Source organism: Galbitalea sp. SE-J8 (assembly GCF_030345695.1).
In the GTDB taxonomy this organism is placed as follows: Bacteria; Actinomycetota; Actinomycetes; order Actinomycetales; family Microbacteriaceae; genus JAUASV01.
This window is the reverse complement of the sequence record NZ_JAUASV010000002.1, coordinates 95,256-118,454: the sequence shown is the minus strand read 5'-3', so window position 1 is coordinate 118,454 and position 23,199 is coordinate 95,256. Positions and strand designations below refer to the sequence as shown.

General features: G+C 73.5%; 23 protein-coding genes. 11 read left to right on the top strand and 12 right to left on the bottom strand.

Translation table 11 applies throughout. The features are described 5' to 3' along the window. Positions 1-48 precede the first annotated feature (48 nt). The 3 genes from QT381_RS02055 to QT381_RS02045 are packed head-to-tail and all read left to right on the top strand — an operon-like array spanning position 49 to position 2,509. The gene (locus QT381_RS02055; protein WP_289247014.1) at positions 49-390 is read left to right on the top strand and encodes a hypothetical protein; all 342 of its coding nucleotides are present in this window, start codon (positions 49-51) and stop codon (positions 388-390) included. Continuing rightward, positions 387-1,484: a winged helix DNA-binding domain-containing protein gene (locus tag QT381_RS02050; protein WP_289247013.1), complete on the top strand. Its 1,098-nt coding sequence runs from the start codon at positions 387-389 to the stop codon at positions 1,482-1,484. Before QT381_RS02055 ends, QT381_RS02050 begins: the two co-directional genes overlap by 4 nt. Then, positions 1,481-2,509 (top strand): FUSC family protein, encoded by a 1,029-nt coding sequence (locus QT381_RS02045; protein WP_289247010.1) that lies wholly within the window; start codon positions 1,481-1,483, stop codon positions 2,507-2,509. Before QT381_RS02050 ends, QT381_RS02045 begins: the two co-directional genes overlap by 4 nt. A gap of 25 nt (positions 2,510-2,534) precedes the next feature. Here QT381_RS02045 and QT381_RS02040 read toward each other — a convergent pair whose 3' ends face one another. Next, a complete protein-coding gene (locus QT381_RS02040) occupies positions 2,535-3,062 on the bottom strand; it encodes a hypothetical protein (RefSeq protein WP_289247009.1) in 528 nt (175 codons plus the stop codon). 58 nt (positions 3,063-3,120) lie between these two features. Between QT381_RS02040 and QT381_RS02035 the strand changes: the two genes are divergently transcribed. After that, entirely contained in the window at positions 3,121-3,942 is an 822-nt protein-coding gene (locus QT381_RS02035; RefSeq protein ID WP_289247008.1) for a UbiA family prenyltransferase, read from the top strand. Here QT381_RS02035 and QT381_RS02030 read toward each other — a convergent pair. The 5 genes from QT381_RS02030 to QT381_RS02010 are packed head-to-tail and all read right to left on the bottom strand — an operon-like array spanning position 3,916 to position 9,862. Then, positions 3,916-5,391: a DHA2 family efflux MFS transporter permease subunit gene (locus QT381_RS02030; protein ID WP_289247007.1), complete on the bottom strand. Its 1,476-nt coding sequence runs from the start codon at positions 5,389-5,391 to the stop codon at positions 3,916-3,918. The two genes, QT381_RS02035 and QT381_RS02030, sit on opposite strands and share 27 nt — an antisense overlap. A 4-nt stretch (positions 5,392-5,395) precedes the next feature. Continuing rightward, positions 5,396-6,103: an esterase/lipase family protein gene (locus tag QT381_RS02025; protein WP_289247005.1), complete on the bottom strand. Its 708-nt coding sequence runs from the start codon at positions 6,101-6,103 to the stop codon at positions 5,396-5,398. Continuing rightward, positions 6,100-6,381, bottom strand: a complete 282-nt coding sequence (locus QT381_RS02020) for a hypothetical protein (protein ID WP_289247004.1) — start codon at positions 6,379-6,381, stop codon at positions 6,100-6,102. The genes QT381_RS02025 and QT381_RS02020 overlap by 4 nt, the downstream gene beginning before the upstream one ends. 4 nt (positions 6,382-6,385) lie before the next feature. Then, entirely contained in the window at positions 6,386-7,201 is an 816-nt protein-coding gene (locus tag QT381_RS02015; protein ID WP_289247003.1) for a DUF72 domain-containing protein, read from the bottom strand. A 21-nt stretch (positions 7,202-7,222) separates the two neighbouring features. Beyond that, positions 7,223-9,862 (bottom strand): DEAD/DEAH box helicase, encoded by a 2,640-nt coding sequence (locus QT381_RS02010; protein ID WP_289247001.1) that lies wholly within the window; start codon positions 9,860-9,862, stop codon positions 7,223-7,225. Positions 9,863-9,988: 126 nt separating this feature from the next. Between QT381_RS02010 and QT381_RS02005 the strand changes: the two genes are divergently transcribed. Further along, entirely contained in the window at positions 9,989-10,429 is a 441-nt protein-coding gene (locus tag QT381_RS02005) for a hypothetical protein (RefSeq protein ID WP_289247000.1), read from the top strand. A 169-nt stretch (positions 10,430-10,598) separates the two neighbouring features. Further along, the gene (locus QT381_RS02000; RefSeq protein ID WP_289246999.1) at positions 10,599-12,080 is read left to right on the top strand and encodes an SDR family NAD(P)-dependent oxidoreductase; all 1,482 of its coding nucleotides are present in this window, start codon (positions 10,599-10,601) and stop codon (positions 12,078-12,080) included. A 16-nt stretch (positions 12,081-12,096) separates the two neighbouring features. Here QT381_RS02000 and QT381_RS01995 read toward each other — a convergent pair whose 3' ends face one another. Continuing rightward, on the bottom strand, positions 12,097-13,098 hold the full coding sequence (locus tag QT381_RS01995; RefSeq protein WP_289246998.1) for an EamA family transporter: 1,002 nt from the start codon (positions 13,096-13,098) through the stop codon (positions 12,097-12,099). A 40-nt stretch (positions 13,099-13,138) separates the two neighbouring features. Between QT381_RS01995 and QT381_RS01990 the strand changes: the two genes are divergently transcribed. Further along, positions 13,139-13,774: a TetR/AcrR family transcriptional regulator gene (locus tag QT381_RS01990; protein ID WP_289246997.1), complete on the top strand. Its 636-nt coding sequence runs from the start codon at positions 13,139-13,141 to the stop codon at positions 13,772-13,774. A gap of 7 nt (positions 13,775-13,781) precedes the next feature. On the opposite strand, the gene QT381_RS01985 is transcribed toward QT381_RS01990, so the two are convergent. From QT381_RS01985 to QT381_RS01975, 3 genes are read right to left on the bottom strand one after another with little or no spacing between them, the layout of a single operon-like run. Beyond that, entirely contained in the window at positions 13,782-15,458 is a 1,677-nt protein-coding gene (locus QT381_RS01985) for an FAD-binding oxidoreductase (protein WP_289246996.1), read from the bottom strand. Further along, a complete protein-coding gene (locus QT381_RS01980) occupies positions 15,455-16,150 on the bottom strand; it encodes a lysophospholipid acyltransferase family protein (RefSeq protein WP_289246994.1) in 696 nt (231 codons plus the stop codon). The genes QT381_RS01985 and QT381_RS01980 overlap by 4 nt, the downstream gene beginning before the upstream one ends. Positions 16,151-16,169: 19 nt before the next feature. Further along, entirely contained in the window at positions 16,170-16,964 is a 795-nt protein-coding gene (locus tag QT381_RS01975) for an SDR family NAD(P)-dependent oxidoreductase (protein ID WP_289246993.1), read from the bottom strand. 100 nt (positions 16,965-17,064) lie between these two features. Between QT381_RS01975 and QT381_RS01970 the strand changes: the two genes are divergently transcribed. Genes QT381_RS01970 through QT381_RS01955 form a run of 4 tightly spaced genes read left to right on the top strand, consistent with a single transcriptional unit; the run spans position 17,065 to position 21,271 of the window. Next, complete coding sequence (locus QT381_RS01970; RefSeq protein WP_289246992.1) at positions 17,065-17,901, top strand: hypothetical protein; 837 nt, start codon at positions 17,065-17,067, stop codon at positions 17,899-17,901. Beyond that, entirely contained in the window at positions 17,898-20,198 is a 2,301-nt protein-coding gene (locus QT381_RS01965; RefSeq protein ID WP_289246991.1) for an SDR family oxidoreductase, read from the top strand. The genes QT381_RS01970 and QT381_RS01965 overlap by 4 nt, the downstream gene beginning before the upstream one ends. Before the next feature lie 14 nt (positions 20,199-20,212). Further along, positions 20,213-21,028: a ferritin-like domain-containing protein gene (locus QT381_RS01960; protein WP_289246990.1), complete on the top strand. Its 816-nt coding sequence runs from the start codon at positions 20,213-20,215 to the stop codon at positions 21,026-21,028. Positions 21,029-21,031: 3 nt separating this feature from the next. Then, on the top strand, positions 21,032-21,271 hold the full coding sequence (locus QT381_RS01955) for a putative acetyltransferase (protein WP_289246988.1): 240 nt from the start codon (positions 21,032-21,034) through the stop codon (positions 21,269-21,271). Between the two features lie 15 nt (positions 21,272-21,286). Here the strand turns inward: QT381_RS01955 and QT381_RS01950 are convergent, their stop codons facing one another. Both QT381_RS01950 and QT381_RS01945 read right to left on the bottom strand, forming a co-directional pair. Beyond that, on the bottom strand, positions 21,287-22,138 hold the full coding sequence (locus QT381_RS01950; RefSeq protein WP_289246987.1) for an NAD(P)H-binding protein: 852 nt from the start codon (positions 22,136-22,138) through the stop codon (positions 21,287-21,289). Between the two features lie 322 nt (positions 22,139-22,460). Continuing rightward, a complete protein-coding gene (locus tag QT381_RS01945) occupies positions 22,461-23,162 on the bottom strand; it encodes an alpha/beta hydrolase (RefSeq protein ID WP_289246986.1) in 702 nt (233 codons plus the stop codon). Between the last annotated feature and the right edge of the window lie 37 nt (positions 23,163-23,199).

Sequence of the window (23,199 nt, the reverse complement as noted above, 5' to 3'; positions counted from 1 at the left end):
TCACGCCCGAAGAGTGCGACGCCGTGGAAAGACATAGGGGAGGACACCATGACCGACACCACCGGTGTGAACGAGACCCTCGACGACGCGCTGCGCGTCGCCCTCACGATCGCGTCCCAGTTCGCCGAACGCATCAGCCGGCTGCGCGAGCAGTTCGCCCATCAGTGGGAGGCGGCCACCCTGCAGGAGTACCTCGAGCTCGAGGCGCGGTTCGAGGCCGAGCGCGGTGCGACGCGCGCGAGACCGCGCTCGGCGGGCACGATCACGACGACCTCGCTCGCTCCCGACGCCTCTCCCGCGGCGGTCTCGTTGCCGGGACCCGGCGACGGGCGGTCTCGGCGAGCTCGACCCGCGGTGGGCTACTGGGCCGTCGTCATACTGGGAGAGTGACGCGCGCTTTCACCCCCGACCGCCGCCGCCTCACCGGGCTGCGGCTCGCGGCGCAGCGCATCGTCGCACGCGACGCCGGGTCGCCCGCGGCCGCCGTCCGGCACCTGCTCGCCGCGCAGGCGCAGGATCTCGCCGGCGCGCTCTGGTCGATCGGCCTCCGCACGCGCGACGCCCGGGTCGCCGACGTGCGCAGCGCGCTCGACACGGGACTCGTCGTGCGGTCCTGGCCGATGCGCGGCACGCTGCACCTGACGACGCCCGCCGACCTGCACCTGCTGCTCTCGGTGACCGCCGAGCGCGGCATGGCGGCATCCGCGAAACGGCGGCGCGACCTCGGCATCGACGACGACGACCTGGCGGCGGCGCGGCGCATCGCCGAGGCGACGCTCGCCGACGGACCGCGCCCGCGCGCCGACCTGCTCGCGGCGTGGCAGGCGGGCGGGCAGTCGACCGCGGCGCAGCGCGGCGCGCACCTCATCGTGCACCTCGCGCAGTCCCGCGTGATCGTGCTGGGACCCACGGACGGCACCGGCCAGGCGTTCGCGCTCGTCGACGCGTGGGCGCCCGCACCGCATCCGGTCGGCCGCGAGGAGGCGCTCGCGGCGATCGCCCTCCGGTACGCGCTCGGGCACGGCCCCGCCACCGACCGCGACCTCGCCTGGTGGGCCGGCATCACGCTCACGGATGCCCGGGCGGGCCTCGCCGCGGCGGGCGACGCCCTCGAGCGCGTCGAGGTCAGGGGCGTCGGGTACTGGCAGCGTCCGGGACTCGAGGCGGCGCCCGCATCCGTCGTCGCCCTGCCCGGATTCGACGAGTACCTGCTCGGCTACCAGGACCGCTCCGCGGCGCTGCACCTCGACCACGCCGACCGGGTCGTGCCGGGCGGCAACGGGATGTTCCTGCCGACGATCGTCGTCGACGGCGAGGTGCTCGGCACCTGGAAGCGCACGACGGGCGCGCGCGGCATCCGCGTCGCGCTGACCCCGTTCGCGTCGATCCCCCGGTCCGCGGGCCCGCGGATCGCGCGGGCGGTGCGGGCCTACGGCGAGTTCGTCGGCAGCGCCGCGACCGTCGTCGAGCGGGTGCCGGCATGACGATGCTCCCGTCCCTGCGGCAGCGGGCCCGCGGTCCGCTCCTGCAGGTCGTCAAGACCTCGGTCGCGGTCGTCGTGGCGTGGGTGGTGTGCGACCTGGTGTTCGACCAGCCGCCGATCTTCGCCGCCATCGCGGCGCTGCTCGTCGTGCAGCCGAGCGTCAACCAGACGGTCGTCCGCGGCCTCGAGCGCAGCGTGGGCGTCATCCTCGGCGTCGTGCTCGCGTTCGGCCTGGGCTACCTCGTCGGCGACGAGAGCTGGGTCGTGCTGTCCGCCGTGGTGCTCGCGCTGCTGCTGTCCTGGGTGTTCCGTCTCGGCCCCGGGTCGGCGAACCAGATCCCGATCAGCGCGATGCTCGTGCTGTCGATCGGGGCGCTCACCCCCGCGTACGCCGTGGAGCGGATCATCGAGACGATCATCGGCGCCGCCGCCGGCCTCGTGGTCAACGTCGCGATCGTGCCGCCCGTGCTCGTCGCCCCCGCGCACGCCGCCGTGCTGCGGCTCGGCCGCGACCTCGCGGCCCGCATCGACGACATCGCGAGCCTGCTCACGACGCCCCAGACGCCCGGATCGCTGCACGAGCACCTCGAGAGCGCGCGGGAGCTGCGCGGCCTGCAGGGTGCGGGCACGACCGCGATCGCCGCCGCGCGCGAGAGCCTCACCTTCAACCCTCGCAGCGCACGGATGCGGCGCCTCCTCGACGAGGACGAGGCGCTGTTCGACCGGCTCTCGTCCCTCGTCACCCGGGTCATCGGCATGACCCGCACGGTGAACGACCGCTGGCATCCCGGACTGCTCGACGAGGCCGTCGTGCGCGCGATCGCGGGCGACCTCGGCCGCGCCGCGCACGACCTGCGGCTCGTCGTGCGCGAGCAGGTGCCCGATCGCGCCCCGACCACGGCCGAGCTCCCGGCGCTCACGGCGCCGCTCGTGGTCGGCACCCCCGACCGCGGCGACTGGGTGCTCATCGGGTCCCTGCTCGAGGACCTGCGCCGCGTGCGCGAGGAGATCATCGGCGAGGAGTGAGCGCCGCGCGGTGCGGTCGCCGCGATCAGGAGGCGGACGGGCCCTCCGCGAGCCAGTCGAGGGTCGCGAACTCCTCGGGGCCGAGGTCGAAGGCGCTCGCGTTCGCGGCGACGACCGCGCGCGCGTCGACCGCGGCATCCGCGCGCTCCAGCACGTCGATGCCCGCGCCCCGGCCGCGCCGCGGGCGACCCCCTGGCGGCGTCGGGGCCGCGGTGCGCCGTTCGCCGGCGCGGCGGATCACGAGAACCGACCCGCTCGAATCGGCGTTCGTCATCCACCAGATCGAGCGCGCGAGCCGCAGCAGTCCGCAGCCGCGCCGCGTGAACACGCCGTCGCGATACCGGTCGGTGCCGTCGATCTCGTGGTCCGCGCCGTCGGCGTCGAGGAAGCTCACGGTCTCGTGGAGCTGCAGCGGATGCTCCCCCGCCGGCTCGTACCGGATGCGCGGCTGCAGCCGCCGCCCGCTCGACCACAGCGGGAGGTTGGTGCCCGCGATGCGCCAGCTGCCGACGATGAGCTCCGCCATAGCACGGTCGGACAGGGCGTTGCGCATCGCGGAGACGCTACCCGGCGCAGCTTCGAGCGGACTGAGCGCGCCCTACCATCGGGCCATGGTGCGCACCGCGATCGCTCTCGCCCGGTCGTCGCACCCGGGTCCCGCGATCGCCGTCACCGTGGTCGCCGTGCTGCTCGCGGCCGGCGTCGGCGCCACGGGCGGCCGGGTCGCGCTCGTCGGCGCCGTGATGCTGCTCGACCAGGTGTCGGTCGGGCTCGCCAACGACTGGATCGACGCGCCCCGCGATGCCGCGGTCGGCCGCACCGACAAGCCGGTCGCGCGCGGCGAGGTCTCCCGCCGGCTCGCCGCGGGCTGGGCGTTCGGCACGGCCGCGGCATCCGTCCTGCTGTCGGTGCCGCTCGGTGCGGCGTTCGTCGCCGTGCACGCGATCGTGCTCCTCTCCGCGTGGGGCTACGACCTCGGGCTCAAGCGCACGCCCGCCTCGGTGCTGCCGTTCGTCGTGAGCTTCGGGCTGCTGCCGAGCCTCGCGACGACGGCCCTCACGCCGCCGCAGCTCGCGCCGGCCTGGGCGTTCGTCGCCGGCGCCTCCCTCGGGATCGCGGCGCACGTCGCGAACGTGCTGCCCGACCTCGCCGCGGATGCCGCGACGGGCGTGCGCGGGATGCCCCACCGGATCGGGCGCCGCACCTCGATCGTCGTCATCGCGGTCGCCACGATCGCGGGAGCCGCGGCCGTGGCGCTCGGCGCGCGCGGGCCGGCCCTCGTGCTCGGCGGTCCCGCGGCGCTCATCGGCGTCGCGATCCTCGTGCTCGGACTGCGCCGGCCGCCCACCCGGGCGCTGTTCCGCCTCGTCATCGCCGCCGCGATCGTCGACGTCTCGCTGCTCGTGCTATCCGGCGGCGCGCTCGTCCGCTGACGGGTCGGAGCCGGATGCCGCCGGCGCGGCGCCCGCGGCGCCCGGTTCCGCGGCGCCCGGTTCCGCGGCATCGGGTTCCGCCGCACCGGGCGCCCGCCGGTTCGTGATGCCGATGAGCGACACGACGCCGCCGAGCGCAAGCAGTCCCGCGACGACGACGAGCGCGCGGTGGAAGCCCTCGACGGTGTACCGGGATCCGACGATGACCCCCACGAACGCCGTCGCGACGAGGCCCGCGATGCGCGCGACCGCGTTGTTGATCGCCGAGCCGATGCCGCTGCGCTCGGGCGGCACCGCGCCGAGGATCGCGGCCGTGAGCGGCGCCACCGTCGCCGACAGCCCGACCGTGAACACGAGGATGCCGGGCAGGACCTGCGTCCAGTAGTCCACCCGCTCGCCCGTCGACAGCATGAGCAGGTAGCCGATCGCGCCGACGATCGGCCCGAGACCCATGAACAGTCGCGGGCCGAGGCGGCCGGCGAGGCGGCCGAACACCGACGACAGCAGCACGTTGCCGAGCGAGACCGGCAGCGACGCGAGCCCCGCGAGCGTCGCCGGGTAGCCGGCCACGACCTGCAGGTAGACGACGAGCACGAAGCCGCCGAGCGAGAGCGCGGCATACACGAACGCGGTCGCGACGTTGCCGACGGAGAAGTTGCGCGCGGCGAACAGCGCGAGCGGCACCATCGGATGCGCGGCCGTGCGCTGGCGCAGCACGAACGCGACGAGCGCCACTCCCCCGGCGGCGAGCGGCACGAGCACGGCCGGACTCCCCCACCCGTAGCGCTCCTGCTCGATGAGCGCCCAGACCGGCCCGCCGAGGCCGACGATCCCGAGGCCCGCGCCGAGCCAGTCGATGCCGCGGTCCGCGGGGTGCTCGTCGGGCTCGTGCAGCACGGCGATGAGCGCGAGCGTCACCGCGATCGGCAGGATGTTGATCGCGAACACCAGCCGCCAGCTGAGGTAGTCGATGAACAGGCCGCCGAGCACGGGCCCGGCGAGGAACGACGCGCTCGTGAGCCCGGTCCACATCCCGATCGCGCGGGCCTGCGCGGCCCCGGAGAACGTCGAGATGATGAGCGCGAGCGAGCTCGGCACGAGCAGCGCGCCCGCGATGCCCTGCACCCCGCGGAACAGGATGAGCGCGAGCGCCGTCGGGGCGAGCGCGATCGCGACGCTCGCGACCCCGAAGCCGACGAGTCCGATGACGAGGATGCGCTGCCGGCCGAACACGTCGCTCAGCGAGCCCGCGAGCAGGATGAGCGTGCCGAGCGAGACGAGGTAGGCGTCGACGACCCACTGCTGCGTCGCGATGCCGCCGCCGAGCTCCGCGGAGATGGGCGCGACCGCGACGTTCACCACCGAGCCGTCGAGGAAGGTCACGAAGCTCGCGAGCACCGCGATCGAGAGCACGAGGCGCTGCTCGCGCGACATCCGTTCCGCGGCCATGCGGTCAGTCTGCCGCGCGCGCGGGCCCCGCCGCCGGATCGGCGCCGTCGACCGCGGCGAGCACGGCGTCGAGCGCGACGGGCTCCACGAGCACCCGGAAGTGCCCGCGCACCGGCACCTCGACGTTCGTCGCGCCGTCGAGGCGGCTGCCCTCGGGGATGTGCGCGTCCCACTCCGGGTAGACCGAGGTGATGCGGGCGTTCGCGCGAGCCTCGGCCGCGAGCGCGGCCACGGTCGGGGCCGTCGGCTGGAACTCGCGCAGCGCCCGGCTCGGCATCCAGCGCGAGTAGCTCGACCCGGCGAACGGGCTCGCCACCGCGACGAGCCGCGCGACGCGACGCCCGGGATCGTCGTGCAGCAGCACGTGCTTGCCGATGAGCCCGCCCTTGCTGTGCCCGACGAGCACCGCGTCGCGCAGCTCGCGGCTGGCGAGGTGGCGTCCGACGATCGCGGCCTGCTCGGGGATCGGGCGCGTGTTCCAGCGCAGCTCGGCGAGCAGGTGCACCGGATGCCCCGCATCCGTCAGCCGGCGCGCGAGCGGCAGCATGAACTGCCAGTTCTCGTACACGCCCGGGATCAGCACGACCGGCTCGCGCTCGCCGACGAGCCACGGCCGCGGATCGAGGCGCCGCCACGGGCTGCGCGCGCGGATGCCGGCGGCCACCGCCACGTCGCGCACCACCACGCGCCAGTTCGCGAGCAGCCGGTTCATCGCGCCGCGCCCCCCGACACGATCGCGGCCGCCGACTCGGCGGGGGCGGTCTGCATCACGACGTGCGGGCGGAGGCAGCGGCTCGACACGCCGATCCCGTGCACGCGCACGAACGTCTCGGCGCCGCCCGATCCCGGGAAGCGCGTGACGAACACGCCGACGCCGTCGACGACGCGGCGGCCGCGGAAGAACTCCGCGCCGTGCGGCGCGCGCGGGCGGTGGCTCGACTCGTCGCGGACGCGGCGCCGCCAGTTCAGCGTGCGGCGCGGGCGGGTCATCGGCTCAGTCTCGCAGCCGCTCGCGCAGACCGACGGCGTCCCAGGGCGCTCGCCCGCGCGCGTCGTTGTCGAAGAAGACGTACGCGTCGCGGCCCCGGTCGAGGCGCCCGCGCAGCTCGGCTGCCCACGCGTCGAGGGCGGCGCCGGAGTACCCGCTCGCGTAGAGCTCGGTGTCGCCGTGCAGCCGCACGTAGTCGAAGTCCCCCGTCTCGCGGCGGATGTCGGGGAAGCGCCCGGCCGTGTCCGCGATCGCGAGCGCGACGCCGTGCCGCGCGAGCAGCGCCGCGGCCGAGTCGGTGTCGAAGCTCGCGTGCCGCACCTCCAGCGCGTAGCGGATGCCGGCATCCGTCTCGCTCCGGGGCCACGGGTCGCGCACGCGCGCGTCGTGCCCCCGGGCGAGCCTCGCGGCATCCGTCGTCGTGCGCGGCAGCCGCGCGAGGAAGCGGTCGAGCAGCTCGGCGTCGAACGCCTGCCGGGCCGGCAGCTGCCACAGGATCGGGCCGAGGGCGGGCCCGAGCGCGAGCACGCCCTGCGCGAAGAAGTTCGCGAGCGCGACGTCGACCTCGCCGAGCCGGAGCAGGTGCGTGATGTAGCGCGAGCCCTTGACGGCGAAGACCGTGCCGGCCGGGACCTCCGCCCGCCAGGCCCGGAAGCTCGACGCCCGCTGCAGCGCGTAGAAGCTGCCGTTGAGCTCGATCGCGTCGACCCGCTCCGCCGCGTAGGCGAGCTCGCGCCGCTGGACGAGCCCGGCCGGGTAGAAGTCGCCGCGCCAGCGCGGGTACCGCCAGCCGGAGATCCCGATGTGACTCCGCCCCCGCATCCCCCGACCGTAGTGCGCCGATCAGACGGCGACGGGGCCGACGCGCGTCACCCGGACGACGGGCTCGCCCGCCTCCGCCGATGCCTGGAGCGGGACCACGGCCTCGATGCGCCAGTCGCCGTCGTGCGCCGGATCCGCGAGCACCTGGGTGACGCGCCACTCGCCGCCGCCCGCACCGGGCCCCTCGTCGATCGTGAGGAACGCGGCGGAGCGGGCGTCGGCATCCGTGCCCACCGCGTCGTACTCGTCGAAGTAGCCGTCGAGCGCCGCGCTCCAGTCGACGTCGTCGCCGAGGACCGCGAGCTCGTCGTCGGCCTGCAGCGCGAACAGCTGCACGCGGCGCCACAGCGCGTTGCGCACGAGCACGCGGAACGCCCGCGGGTTCGCGATCACGCTCGGGGGCTGAGGCGCACGGTGGGGCTCAGAGGATCGCGTCAGCGATCCGGCGACCCCGGCGCCGAGCGGGCCGGCGAGCGAGGCGCCGGCCTCCGGCGCGAGCAACGCCGGATGCGCGAGCTGCTCCCACTCGTCGAGCAGGCTCGAGTCGACCTGGCGCACGAGCTCGCCGAGCCACTCGATGATGTCGAGCAGCGCCTCGTCCTTCGCGTCGTCCGGCACGGTCTGCCGGATCGCACGGTACGCGTCGGAGAAGTAGCGCAGGATGAGGCCCTCGCTGCGGGCCAGGTCGTAGAACCCGGTGTAGTCGGCGAACGTCATCGCGCGCTCGAACAGGTCGCGCACCACGGACTTCGGCCTGACCTCGAACTCGGCGACCCACGGCTGAGTCGTCACATACTGCTCGAACGTCGCGGTCAGCAGCTCCTCGAGCGGCTTCGGCCAGGTGACCTGCTCGAGCAGCTCCATGCGCTCCTCGTACTCGATACCCTCGGCCTTCATCGCGGCGACAGCCTCGCCGCGCGCGCGGAACTGCTGCTGGCTGAGCACCGGCCGCGGATCGTCGAGCGTCGCCTCGATGACGCTCACGACATCGAGCGCGTAGGTCGCGTCGCCGGTGCCCGAGCCCGTCCCGGTCCCGGTGCCGGTGGCGGTGCCGGTCACGCCCGCGGCCCCCGAGCCCGTCGAGGGGTCGAGCAGCTCGATGACCGCGAGCGCGAACGGCGACAGCGGCTGGTTGAGCGCGAAGTTCTCCTGCAGGTCGACGGTGACCCGATAGCCGGCACCGGCCTTCTCGATGACCCCCGCAGCGCGCAGCGTCTTCGCGATGCCGAGCGCCTGCCGCGCGAGGGCCAGCTGCCGCTTCCACGGCTCCGCGCTGCCGAAGATGAGGTCGCGCATCGCCTCGAACGCGTCGGAATCCGGATGCTGCTGCCCCCGCGCGATGACGTTCAGGAGCATCGCGCTGCTCACCTTCAGGTGCGAGCGCAGCGTCTCCGGCTCCGCCGCGATCAGCCGCTGGAAGCTCGGCTCTCCCCACGACACGAACCCCTCCGGCGCCCGCTTGCGCACGACCTTCTTGAGCTTCCTCGGGTCGTCGCCGGCCCTCGCGAGCGCCTTCGCGTTCTCCGCGTCGTGCTCCGGCGCCTGGCACACGACGCTTCCCGCGGTGTCGAATCCCGCGCGACCGGCGCGACCGGCGATCTGGTGGAACTCCCGCGCGCTCAGCTGCCGCATCCGCTGCCCGTCGAACTTCGTGAGCGCCGTGAGCAGCACCGTGCGGATCGGCACGTTGATGCCGACGCCGAGCGTGTCGGTGCCGCAGATCACGCGCAGCAGCCCCTGCTGCGCGAGCTGCTCGACGAGGCGGCGGTACTTCGGCAGCATGCCCGCGTGGTGCACGCCGATGCCCGCCCGGATCAGGCGCGAGAGGGTCTGCCCGAACCGGGTCGTGAAGCGGAAGTCGCCGATCGCCGCCGCGATCTCATCCCGCTGCTCCCGGCTCGCGATGCGCGCGCCCGACAGCGCCTGGGCGCGTTCGAGCGCCTCCTTCTGCGAGAAGTGCACGACGTAGACCGGCGCGCCGCCGGCATCCAGGATCTCCTCGACCGTCTCGTGCACGGGCGTGAGCGCGTAGCGGTAGTCGAGCGGCACCGGGCGCTCGACGCCGGTCACGGTCGCGGTGTCGCGCCCGGTGCGGATGCTGAGGTCGTCGGCGAGGCGCGTCACGTCGCCGAGCGTCGCCGACATGAGCACGAACTGCACGTGCGGCAGCGAGAGCAGCGGCACCTGCCACGCCCAGCCGCGCTCCGGGTCGCCGTAGAAGTGGAACTCGTCCATGACCACGACGTCGACCGCGGTGTGCTCGCCGCCGCGCAGCGCCTGGTTCGCGAGGATCTCGGCCGTGCAGCAGATGATCGGCGCGTCGGCGTTGACGGCGCTGTCGCCCGTGACCATGCCGACGTTCTCGGCGCCGAAGATCGCGACGAGGGCGAAGAACTTCTCGCTCACGAGCGCCTTGATCGGCGCCGTGTAGTACGAGCGGAGACCCTGGGCGAGCGCGGCGAAGTGCGCGCCGATCGCGACGAGCGACTTGCCCGTGCCGGTCGGCGTGCTGAGCACGAGGTTCGACCCGCTCACGATCTCGAGCAGCGCCTCCTCCTGCGCGGGATACAGGCTCAGCCCGCGGCCGGCCCAGAACGCGCCGAACGCGTCGAAGGCGGCATCCGGGTCCCACGGCGTCGGCACGGCGTCGAGGAGGTCCACCCGACGATCCTCCCAGTTCAGAACTCCTGATCGTTCACGCGTCGCGGCGGCTGAGACGGGCGCGGCCGCGCGTTCGCCTCGATCGATCAGGAGTTCTGAACGGAGCACGCCGTACTGTTGACCCTCGTGTCCGAGTCGCTCAAGCGCTACCTGATGATCGTCGGCCTCGCCCTCATCGGCATCGCGGCCGCGCTCGGCCTGATCCTCGCGATCCACGTCACCAAGGGCTACACGCTCGAGCAGTCGCTGCTCGGCCTCGTCGGGGCGACCGAGACGCACGAGTACGCGAGCACGAACGCCGTGCCGGCGGGCGCGCGCCCGTCCTGGCTGCCGGCCGCGGCATCCGGGATCCGCACCGACGGCTGGCCGCTCGCCCGGGACGCGCAGCTCAAGCTCTCCGCGACCGTGCCTGCGGGCACGGCACTGCCGGCCGCGTGCGAGCCGACGCCGTACTCGAAGCCGTGGGACGCCGGCAAGGGCTGGCCCGACCTCTCGACCGCGGCGGTGTCGGACTGCGACGGCTGGCGCGCGGTGCTCGACGGCACGACGCTCTACGCCTGGCACTGACCCCGCCCCGCCCCCTCCCCGCCCCGTCCGCCCCGTCCGCCCCGACAACGGATTTCACGGACGAGCGGCCCTCTCTCCCCACGCATAGCGGGATCCGGGCGGTCCGAGTGCCTGCGATCCGTGAAATCCGTTGTGCGCGGCGGTGCATCGCGCCCGCCTACAATTTCCTGTGCCCTCCGACGACCCCGCCACTGTGCCGGCCGGCATCGACCCCGCTGATCTCGCGACCACGCTCCGGGTCCTGGCCGGCATGGACGCGCTCGACGAGCAGCACCCCGACTTCGTGGCCGTGCGTCAGGCGACCGCGCGGATGTTCAAGGCGGTCAAGCGCGTGCGGCGCCGCGAGATCCGGGATGCCGTGGCCGCCGCCGACCGCGCCGTCGTCGAGTCGACCGCGACTGGCGCCCCGGACCGCATCGACGACGAGACCCGCGGCATCCCGCTCGCGACCCGGGTCGAGGCGCCGATCGCGGGCGAGCTCCTCAAGCCGCGCGGCTGCTACATCTGCAAGAAGCCGTACACCCTCGTGGACGCGTTCTACCACCAGCTCTGCCCGGAGTGCGCGCTGCTCAACCACGCCAAGCGCGACGCCCGCACCGACCTCACCGGCAAGCGCGCCCTGCTCACCGGCGGCCGCGCGAAGATCGGCATGCACATCGCGCTGCGGCTGCTGCGCGACGGTGCCCACACGACGATCACGACGCGGTTCCCACGGGATGCCGTGCGCCGCTTCACCTCGCTGCCCGATTCCGGCGAATGGCTCCACCGGTTGCGCGTCGTCGGCATCGACCTGCGCGACCCCGCGCAGGTGATCTCGCTCGCCGACTCCGTCGCCGCGGCCGGCCCGCTCGACATCATCATCAACAACGCGGCGCAGACCGTGCGCCGCTCTCCCGGCGCGTACTCGAAGCTCGTCGACGCCGAGCTCGCACCGCTGCCCGACGGCCCGCTGCCGGAGCTCGAGACGTTCGGACACACGAACGACGCGCATCCGCTCGCGCTCGCGGAGAGCGTGACGTCGCACCCGATCCTCGCGGCCGCCGCCGCGACCGCGGAGCGGCTCACGCGCGAGTCGATGGGCGCCGGCAACGCGAGCCTCGAGCGCCATCTCGCGGGCACGGCGATCGACGCGGGCGGCCTCATCCCCGACGAGTTGCATGTCAACTCCTGGACGCAGGTCGTCGACCAGGTCGACCCGCTCGAGCTGCTCGAGGTGCAGCTCGCGAACCAGACCGCGCCGTTCATCCTGATCTCGCGGCTGCGCGCCGCCATGACGGATGCCGTCGCGGCCGGCGCGCGCCGCGCCTACGTCGTCAACGTGAGCGCCATGGAGGGCGTCTTCGGACGCGGCTACAAGGGGCCGGGGCATCCGCACACGAACATGTCGAAGGCGGCGCTCAACATGCTCACGCGCACCGCGGCGCGCGAGCTGTTCGAGAGCGACCGCATCCTCATGACGGCCGTCGACACCGGCTGGATCACCGACGAGCGCCCGCACTTCACGAAGGTGCGCCTGGCCTCGGAGGGCTTCCACGCGCCGCTCGACCTCGTCGACGGCGCCGCGCGCGTGTACGACCCGATCGTGCGCGGCGAGGCCGGCGACGACCTGTTCGGCGTCTTCCTGAAGGACTACGCGCCCTCCCAGTGGTGACGGATGCGGTCGCCCGTCACGCGAAGGTGAGCACGACGGATGCCGCCAACGCGAGCGCCACGCCCGCGATCTGCACGGGTGCGATCCGCTCGCGCGTGATGACGGTCGCGAGGATCACCGTCACGACCGGGTAGAGGTTGATGAGCACGGCGACGACCGCGAGACCGCCGCCCGCGACGAGCGCGAGCACGAGCAGGCCGTTCGCGAGACCGAGCAGCGAGCCCCCGCCGAGAGCCTGCGCGTAGCCCGCGCGACCCGGCTTCGCCGGGTCGGTCGAGGAGCGCCCGGGCGCAGCGACGCCGCGTCCCGAGACCACCGCCGGCTCGATCCGACCCCTGGTGGTCTCGAGACGCGAGCGACTGCGTCGCGCGCTCCTCGACCAGCGAGCACGACCCCTGGTGGTCTCGAGACGCGAGCGACTGCGTCGCGCGCTCCTCGACCAGCGTGAGGCCGCGATGATCCCGAGCACGACGAGCCCGACCGCGAGCTCGAGCACCCCCGGGATGAGGCCCGAGCCCTCGGGTGCCGAGTCGATGGCCGCGATCGAGGAGCCGAGCCCCACGCCGCCCACGAGCGCGAGCAGCAGTGCTCGCGCTGTCACCCGGTTCGCGGGCTCCCGGTTCGCGGACACGAGGGCGCCCGCCGTGATCGCGGCGACGACGGCGGCGACCGCAAGGGGCGACATCCGTTCTCCGCCGACGAGGGCGATCGCGACGGGCACGAGCGAGCCGACCACGGCCATGAGCGGCGACAGCACGCTCATCGGGCCGATCGCGAGCGCGGCGTAGAACCCGAGGAATCCGACCGCCGCGAGCACCCCGGCCGCGGCACCCGCGAGCGCCGCCCCGGCCGACCATGCGCCGGGCGCGAGCGGCCAGAGCGCGACGATCGCGACGAGCCCGGCCCCGTAGCCGAGCACCGTGGCCGCGACGACGCCGAGGCGGCGGGCGCCGAGCGCCGCGAGGAAGTCGGAGATGCCGTATGCCACGGCGCCGAGGAGGGCGAGCAGCACGGGCATCCCGGTCATCCTAGGCCGAGCGTTCCCGTAGGGTGGGCGCATGACGACCGCGGGCGCGGCGAGCGGACGCTCGGCCGACGTCGACGCGCGTATCGAGGCCGCCGCGCTCGAGCTGTTGCGCGGGCGGGGGCCGCTCGCCGTGACGATCGAGGCCGTCGCCGCCGAGTCGGGCATCGCGAAGACGACGATCTACCGCCGCTTCGACAACCGCGACGCGCTGCTCGCGCACGTGGTCAGCGCGGCGACGCGCGTCGTCGAGGTCCCGCTGGGGCGCACGGCGCGCGACGTCCTGCACTGGTACCTCGGCGAGGCCCGCGACACGATCGAGTACATCGTCGGCCGGGGCGCGGTCGCGGCGATCCTCGTCGACGAGGACCACCGCTTCACGGCGCTCCTGCTCGACATGGTGCGCACGCGCTCGCGGCCGCTGCGCGTCGACCTCGCGGCGCGCTGCAATGCGGGCGAGCTGCGCCGCGACCTCGACGTCGAGCTCGTCATCAGCATCCTGCTCGGCACCTTCGTCGCCGAGTCGATCCGCGGGCGCACGACGGATGCCGCGTGGGCCGACGAGGTGCTCGACGCGCTCTGGCCGTCGCTGGCGCCGCCCTCCCCGCCCAGCGGCTCCTCCCCGCCCAGCGGGCGGCTTCCCCCGCCACCTGGGGCCGCGCAGGGGTGAGCCGCCGTCAGGCCGGGAGGATCTTGCCCGGGTTGAGGTTGTTGCCGGGGTCGTTCGCCTCGAACAGGCCGCGCATGATCGCGACGCCGCCCTCGGAGATGTCCTGCCCCATCCACGGGGAGTGCTCGACACCGACGCCGTGATGGTGCGAGAGCGTGCCGCCGTGGTCGATGAACGCCTGCTGGATCGCCTTCTTGACCACGTCGTAGTCGGCGAGCATGTCGTTCTTCGCGACGAACGCGAACGTGAAGTACAGGCACGCGCCCGAGTGGTACGAGTGCGACAGGTGCGACATGATCCAGCCCGTGATGCCGATCGACTCGTAGGCCGCGTCCGCCGCCGCGTACACGGCGTCGTGGATCTCGTTGAGCCGCGACCAGGGGGCCGCCGTCTCCGACACGTCGCCCGCTGCGCCGTAGTCGAGCAGGAAGTCGCGCAGATACGGGGTGTCGAACTTCTTCTGGTCGTACAGCACGCCCGGGCCCTTGCCCACGCTCATGCCGCCGTGCTTGCGCACGATGCGGCCGACGAGCTTCTTCTCGTACGCCACGTGCGACGCGCTGCCCTCGTAGCCGATGAACGACAGGTTGATGTTCGTCAGGTCCCAGCCGCGCGCCGCGAGGTACTTCTGCAGGATCTTCTGCGCGTCGATGCCCGTGACGGCCTTCGAGGTCGCGAACGAGAAGCCCGCCTCGCGGGCGTCGGAGACGCGCGTCACGGTGGGCTGCGCATCCGACTCCGCGATCTCGTGCATCGCGGCGATCCCGGCCTCCCAGGACGGGAACAGGTAGCCGATGATCTCGCGCACCTCGGGCAGCCGGTGCACGTTGACCGTCACCTCGGTGATGACGCCGAGGCGCCCCTCCGAGCCGAGGATCATCTCGCGCACGCTCGGTCCGGTGGAGGTCGACGGCAGCGCGCGGATGACGGCGACGCCGCCCGGGCGCACGAGGCGCATTCCGCGCGCGATGTCGGCGATGTCGCCGTAGACGTCCGACTGCATGCCCGACGACCGGGTCGCGACCCAGCCGCCGACCGTGGAGTGGGTGAACGAGTCGGGGAAGTGGCCCATCGTCCAGCCCCGGGCGTTCAGCTGCTCCTCGATGTCGGGGCCCTGCGCGCCGGCCTGGATGACCGCGAGGCCCGAGCCCTCGTCGATCTCGACGACCTTCGACAGCCGGCCGAGGTCGAGGGAGAGCACGACGCGCTTCTCCCCCGCGATCGGCTCGAGGCTGCCCGCGATGTTCGATCCGCCGCCGAACGGGATCACGACGACGTCGTTCGCGACGGCCCAGTCCACGACCTGCTGCACCTCGGCCTCGTCACCCGGGTAGGCCACGACGTCGACGGCGCGCGCGATGCGCGAGGTACGGATGCGGATGAGGTCGCGGATCGACTTGCCGTAGGTGTGCACGACGCGCAGCTCGTCATCCGTCGAGGCGTGCTCGGCGCCCACGATGGCGGCGAGCGCCGCGACCTTCGCCGCGGTCGCCTTCGACTTCGGCACGCTGATGCTCTCGAACGGCACCTGCCCGGAGCGCTCGGCCTCCCACAGGTCGAGCCCGACGGCGTTCTTGACGAAGGGCGCGAAGCCGGGCTTGTCCTCGTGGTGGAAGCCGACGCCCTCGACGCCCCACCCCCACCACTTCATGTGCTTGACGTTCGTGTGATCGCCGTCGGTCATCGTCGGCCCTTTCCGATTACGGATGCGGACGCGCCACCATCGGCGCGCATGCGGCTGATCTCGGCGTGCAGCCGAGTGGAGAACTCCTCGGGCGACTCGCCCGGCTTCGCCCGCAGCGGGGCGCCGATCTCGACGCGCACGGGCTTGCGGCCGGCCACCGGCCAGCTCCGGCCGCGCGGCATCGCGACGTTCGCACCGGTGAGGGCGATCGGCACGACCGGCACCTCGCACGCGATCGCGAGCGCGGCGGCGCCGGGCTTGAACGCGCCCATCTCGCCCGTGCGCGAGCGGCTGCCCTCCGGGAAGATGAGCAGCGGCACGCCGCGCTCGAGCAGCCCCTTCGACATTCCGGGCCGCGAGCGCTGGCCGAGGCCGCGGTCGACGGGGAACGCGTTGAAGAACAGGGCCGTGAGCCAGGTGCGCCACTTCACGTCGAAGAAGTAGTCCGCCGCGGCCCCCGAGGCCAGGTAGCGCGCGAGCGGTCGCGGCAGGGCGCCCATGATGAGCGGCGCGTCGAGGTGGCTCGAGTGGTTGGCCACGACGATGAACGCGCCGGACAGCCCGCGCACGCGCGAGCGCCCGACGATGTCGACGTCCGTCCACGACCAGACGACGCTCTTGAGCAGGCCGCGCTGCGCGACGAATCGCACCGACGCGAGCGCGCGCGAGTCGAACTGATCCCGGCGCGCCATCAGCGCGCCCCGATCCGCGTCAAGCGCGACCGCCCGTGGCGGGGGCGGCGGCCGCCGCCGACCGCGCGGATGAGATCGAGCGCGAGATGCGACGGATGACGCCCTTCGGCAGGTGCCGCGCGAACCAGATCAGCACGCCGTAGCGCACGGAGGGGATCGAGATGACCCGCCCCTTCTCGGCGTCGCGGAGCGACTTCTCGACGAGCGGCCCCGGCTGCAGCCAGAGGAAGTCGGGGATCGACGACTTGCGGATGCCGGCGCGCGCGTGGAACTCGGTGTGCACCCATCCCGGGCACAGCGCCGTCACCGTGACCCCGGTGCCGACGAGCTCGTTCGAGAGCGCCTCGCTGATCGACGTGAGCCATGCCTTCGCGGCCGAGTACGCGCCGAGGGTGATGAAGCCGGCGGTCGACGAGACCTGGATGATCCGCCCGTGACCGCGCTCCCGCATCCCGCGGGCCGCGGCGGCGCTCAGCACGAGCACGGCGCGCTGCATGACCTCCCAGCCGAGGTCGATGCGCTCCAGGTCGGGGTCGACGAGCGAGGTGTGGATGCCGAAGCCGGCGTTGTTGACGAGCACGTCGACGGGGCGCGCGGCGTCCTCGAGCCGGGCGACGACGCGGGCGACATCCGCGCGGTCCGCGAGGTCGGCGGGGAGCAGTTCGACGTGAACCGCCGACAGCTCGGATGCCATCCCGGCCAGCCGTTCCTGGTCGCGCGCGACGAGGACGAGGTCGTATCCGCGGGCGGCCAGCGACCGGGCGAACTCGGCACCGATGCCGGAGGTCCCGCCGGTGACGAGAGCCGTGGCCATGGATGCCAGCCTACGCTACGGGCCGCGTAGCGCCCGCCGGGTAGACTCGGGCTACCGCACCGCCCGGCCTCGCTCGGGCACCCATCGACGAAAGCGGCTCATGACGCAAGAGCTCTCCCCGCCCGTGCCCGACCTGAGCGCGCCCGCGCCGGATTTCGACGTGCGAGAGTTCGCCCGCACCGCGGTCGGGAGCCATCGCGCCGAGATCGATCTCGACGCGTTCGACGCCGAGCCGCTGAGCGGCGAGACGGTGCGCGTGCTGGCCTTCCTGCGCAGCGTCGAGCACGCCACGATGAACCACCTGCGCGACGTGCTCGTCACGCCGAGCCACAAGGACGCCCGCGTCACGGCGTTCCTCACCACGTGGGCGTACGAGAAGTTCTGGATCGCGGATGCGCTGTCCGCCGTGCTCGCGAAGCATCCGTCGGTCGTCGTCGGCGCGCAGTCGCTGCGGCACCGCATCGGCGGCGGCGTGCGCGCCGTGATCGACCGGTTCTCCCCGATCCGCGAGGCGCTCGTCGCGAACGCGATCGGCGACGACGTCATCGCCGTGCACATGACGACGGGTGCGGTCGACACCTGGCTGTCGCAGACGGCGTACTCGCGCGTCGAGGCGACGGAGCCGCATCCGGAGCTCACCCGCGTGCTCGAGCGCATCCGCGAGGTCAAGGACCGCCACCTCCAGTTCTTCGCCGCCCAGGCCGAGTTCCGCCTCGGCGAGTCGGCGGGGGCGCGCGCGCTGACCCGCAAGCGGATGGCGCGCGCCGCACTGCCGGTCGGCAGCGACTACCAGCCGCGCAGCGAGGTGTCGTATTTCTTCTCGCAGCTCTTCGACGGCGCCCAGCAGCTGCTCGACGAGGTCGACGCGCGCATCCAGGCGCTGCCCGGGCTCGACGGACTGACCCTCGTGCGCTCGCGATACGAGGCGACCGCGTGACCGCCCCGGAGCGCGCGGGGCTCACGAACGAGCACGTCTTCCTCACCGGCGCGACGGGCTTCGTCGGTCAGGCCATCCTCGAGCGGCTGCTCTCGAGCTATCCCGGCACCCGCATCTCGCTGCTCGTGCGGCAGAAGGGCTCGACGGGCGGCGAGAGCCGGCTGACGCAGCTGCTGCGCAAGCCGGTGTTCGCGAAGTGGATCGAGTCGGTCGGCGGCGTCGACGAGGCCAAGCGCATCGTCGAGGCGCGCGTCACGGTGCTCGACGGCTCGCTCACGAGCGTGCCGGCCCTGCCCGCCGACCTCGACGTCGTCATCCACTCCGCGTCGACCGTGTCGTTCGACCCGCCCATCGACGAGGCGTTCGCGACGAACGTCTCCGGCGCGCGCGGCATCTACGGCGCGCTGCTCGAGTCGGGCGCCGACCCGCACGTCGTGCACGTGTCGACGGCGTACGTCGGCGGCATCCGCAAGGGCATCCACCCCGAGCGCTCGCTCGGCCACACCGTCGACTGGCGCGCCGAAGCGGATGCCGCGTTCAGCGCCCGCGAGCGCGTCGAGCTCGAGTCGCGCCAGCCCGAGCTGCTGCGTGAGTTCCTGCGCGACGCGAAGACCGTCAACGGCAAGGCCGGCCCGCAGGCCGTCGCCCAGGCCGCGGAGGCCGCGCGCGCCGAGTGGGTGTCGAAGCGTCTCGTCGACTTCGGCCGCACCCGCGCCGAGAGCCTCGGCTGGACCGATGTCTATACGCTCACGAAGGCGTTCGCGGAGCGCGCGGCCGAGGAGCTCTGGGCCCAGGCCGGGCACCGGCTCTCCGTGGTGCGTCCCTCGATCATCGAGAGCGCGCTGCACCATCCGTTCCCCGGCTGGATCGACGGCTACAAGGTCGCGGACCCGCTCATCATCGCCTACGGCCGCGGCCTGCTGCCCGACTTCCCGGGGCTCCCCGACAGCGTGCTCGACGTCATCCCGGTCGACTTCGTCGTCAACGCGATCCTCGCTGCGGCCGCGACCCGGCCGGAGCCGGCGGACGTGCACTACTACCACGTGAGCTCGGGCGCCTCGAACCCGCTCCCGTTCCACGCGATGTACGAGAACGTCAACGAGTACTTCACGGCGAACCCGATCCCCAAGGACGACGAGCCCATCGAGGTGCCGCTGTGGCGCTTCCCGGGCGGCGCGAAGGTCGAGCGGGCGCTCGTGCGCCGCGAGAAGACGGTCGCGACCGCGGCGCGCGCGCTCAGCCGCGTGCCGATGACGCCGCGCACCCGCGGCTGGCTCGACCGGGTCAAGAAGGCCGAGCACGACCTCGGCACCCTGCGCCAGTTCACCGACCTGTACCGCGCCTACGTGCAGACCGAGATCATCTTCGACGACGTCGAGACGAAGAGCCTCGCCGCGACGATCCCGGCCGAGCAGCGCGCCGAGCTCGGTTTCGACGTGAACGAGATCGACTGGCGGGACTACTTCCAGCGCATCCACTTCCCGGCGATCACGGCGCTCACCCGGGCCTTCGCGGCGCGGCCCGCCGCCAAGGCCCGCGCCGCGCGGGCCCTGCCGGTGCGGTCGGATGTCGTGGCCGTCTTCGACCTCGAGGGCACCGTGCTCGAGTCGAACCTCGTCGAGCAGTACCTGCTGCTGTGGGCCGGCAGCGTGCCGCGCAGCCGCTGGGCGCACGACCTCGGCGACTTCGCGCTCTCCCTCCCCCGCTACTACCGGGCCGAGCGCAAGGACCGGGGTGACTTCATCCGCACCTTCATGCGCCGCTACCGGGGCTTCAAGGTCGCGGAGATCGAGCGCCTCGCTCGCGGCAGCTTCAAGCGCGCGATGCTGCGCCGGGCGCTGCCCGACGCGCTCGCGCAGGTGCAGGCGCACCGCGACGCCGGGCACCGCACGATCCTCGTGACGGGCAGCGTCGACCTCATGGTGGCCCCGCTCGCGCCGTTCTTCGACGAGGTCGTGGCCGGCCGGATGCACTCCCGCGACGGCGTGCTCACCGGCTACCTCGCCGATCCGCCTCTCGTCGACGAGGCGCGCGCCGCGTGGCTGCGCAGCTACGCCGAGCGCAACGGATTCGACCTGGCGCGCTCGTACGGCTACGGCGACAGCCACGCCGACATCCCGTGGCTGCAGCTCACGGGCAACCCGAACGCGGTCAATCCCGACGCCCAGCTCTACCGCTATGCGAGCGAGAAGCGCTGGACGGTGCTGGACTGGAAGCGCGGCGCAGCCGCGACCCCGCCGCCCTCGATCGCACCCGCGACGCACACGGAAGGAGCCGGCACCTCCGCCGCGAGCTGAGGTCCGGGACGCGCATGGCATTCGACATCGACAGGTTCTCCGAGACCTCGGTCCCGGTGACGTGGACCGACCTCGACTTCTCCGAGTTCGAGCGCACCCCGCTGCCGGAGGACTCGCTGCGCGCGCTGCGCTACATGTGCGACGTCGAGTACCACACGGTCTGCTACCTGCGCGACATGCTCGTCACGCCGTCCCACGAGGACGAGGACGTCAGCGCGTTCATGACGATGTGGAACCGCGAGGAGTTCTGGCACGGCGAGGCCCTCGCCGCGGTGCTCGGCGCGCACGGCATCACGGTCGACTTCGACGAGCTCAAGGCCACGCGCCTCAAGCTCGGCTGGAAGGACCGCCTCGACCCGGTCAAGCAGAGCCTGCTCGGCAACCTCGTCGGCAAGGACTTCATCGCCACGCACATGACCTGGGGCGCCGCGAACGAGCTGAGCGCGGTCGCCGCGTACCGGCGCATGGCGGAGCTGGAACAGCATCCGGTGCTCGCGGTGCTGCTCAAGCGCATCGCGCAGCAGGAGACCCGGCACGTCGCGTTCTACACGACGCAGGCGCGGATGCGGCTCGAGCGCTCCAAGAAGGCGCAGGTCATCACGCGGTTCGCGCTCACCAAGGCGTGGGGCCCGGTCGGCTCGACGATCTCGACGAGCGAGGAGATCACGCACGTCTTCGGCCACCTGTTCTCGGGCGCCGCGGGACTGACCGAGGTGCGCAAGCTCGACGAGAAGATCTCCGGCATGCCCGGCCTCGCGGGCCTCACGATCGTCGAGAACGCGATGCTCAAGTACGGCATCGACATGGGCGACGAGGCCCTCGTGGCCTGACCCGTGGCGCTCGCGGCGGATGCGGTCGCGCTGCTTCGTGCGGCGCCCGACGGCACGCGCGTCTCGGTGCGCCGGCTGCTGCCGGACGGCTCGGCGACGGATGCCGTGGGCTACCTGAGCGGGGCGTCCGACTCGGCGTGCGTGGTCGCGACCGTGCGCGGTCTCGTCACGATCGCATTCGACACGGTCGTCGCGGCGCGCGAGGTGCCGCCCCCGCCGCCGCGCCGGGTTCCCGCCCGCTGAGGCGGGTGCACCCGGTCAGCGGCCGCCGGAGAGCACGTCGCCGAGGGAGCGCGCCGGGCGCCGCAGCAGGCGCTGCACGTCGCTCGAGACCGCGGCCAGCTCCCCGGCGCGGATCGCCGTGTAGGTGCTCACCCACGCGTCCAGCTGCCAGCCGGGCGCACCGTAGCGGGCGCGGGAGGCGTACGCCTCCTCGAGCGTCTCGTCGTGGTACCGGATCTCGCGGCCGAGCGTCGCGGCGAGCGCCGACGCCACCTGCGTGAGGCTGAGCGCCGCGGGCCCGGTGAGGTCGTAGCCGGCGCCCTCGTGCCGCGACGGCTCGCGCAGCACGAGCGCCGCGACATCCGCCACGTCCGCGCGCGCGACGAACGCGCCGCGGCCGTCGCCGGCCGGCCCGCGCAGCACGCCGTCGTCGCCGACCAGGTGCACGAGGAAGTCGCTGTAGAGGTTGTCGCGCAGGATCGTGAAGGCCATTCCCGAGGCGCGGATGGCGTCCTCCGTTGCGCCGTGATCCCGGCCGAGCGTGAACGTGCTCTCGGCCGAGGCGCCGACGAACGACGTGTACACCACGTGCCGCACCCCGGCATCCGTCGCCGCGGCCACGAAGGCGCGATGCTCGGCGAGCCGGTCGGCCTTCTCGGCCGCCGACACGAACAGCAGCACCTCGACGCCCTCGAGCGCGGCGCGCGCCGCCGCCCGGTCGCCGTAGGCCGCCGTGACGACGGATGCCCGGGGCAGCTCCGGCGCGCGGGCGGCGTCGCGCACGACGAGACGCTGCGGGATGCCGCGGCGGGCGAGGTCGGCGGCGACGCGTCCGCCGACGCCTCCGGTCGCTCCGGTCACGGCGAGGGTCGGCAGCGAAGAGCTCATGGACCCATTCAACGCTGCACGGCGGGTGCAGCGCCGGATGCGGCCCGCGCCCGGGACGCGCTCGCCGGCAGCGCCTGCACGCCGGGTGCTCGTGACCGTGAAGAGGGGTGCCAGCACCGTGCGGACCCTGCAGGCGACCGTGTCGGCGAAGAACCGGCCACGGTCCGCCTGCCCCGGCTCACGGCGGGCCGCTACCCGCTCGTCGGGCGATACGCGGGCAACGCCTGGGTGGCCGCGAGCTCGCGGAAGGCGGCGCTCCGCATCCGCTGAGGGTCCGGGCGACCCGGCGGGCGCACCGGCGGGCCGGCCGGGCGCGTGCCCGTCAGCCGATCGCCCCGGCGATCGCGGATGCCAGCTCGGCCGGGCGCGTGAGCTGCGGCCAGTGCCCGGCCGGCAGCTCGACGATCTCGCGATCCGTCATCCGCGCGAACTCGGCCGTGTACGGGTGGCCGTCGGCGATCAGCTGCTCGATCACGTCCGCGGTCATGGTCGACGCGATCATCGTCTGCGGGATGCCGTACCGGCGCTCGTCGGACAGGCGCGCCTCGTCGTACGCGACGCCCCGCGGCTCGGCCGGCCCGTCGGTGAGCAGGGCGACGTGCTCGGGCGTCAGGTCGGCGACCTCCTCGGGGGCGAACTCGTCCGAGTCGACGCCGGGGAACGGGATCTCGCCGTCGACGACCGGCAGCGTGGGGTTGATGCTGCCGCCGTCGCCGATCGGTCCCGCGTCGACGTAGACGACGCGGGCGATCCGGTCGACCCGCGCGTCCGCCGCGACGGAGGCGATCGCACCGCCGCCGGAGTGGCCGACGAGCACGACCGGGCCCTCGGTCGCGTCGATCGCGTCGAGCACCGCGGCCACGTGGTCGGCGAACCCGATGTCCGCGCGGTCGGCGTCGCGCGACGCGAGACCGGGAAGCGTGAGCGCGCGCACGTCGTGGCCCGCGGAGCGGAGCGCTGACGCGACACCGTCCCAGGAGGATGCGTCGAGCCAGAAGCCCGGGATGAGCAGCACGGTGGTCATGCGGCGACGCTATCCGGCACCGACGACATCGTCGCGC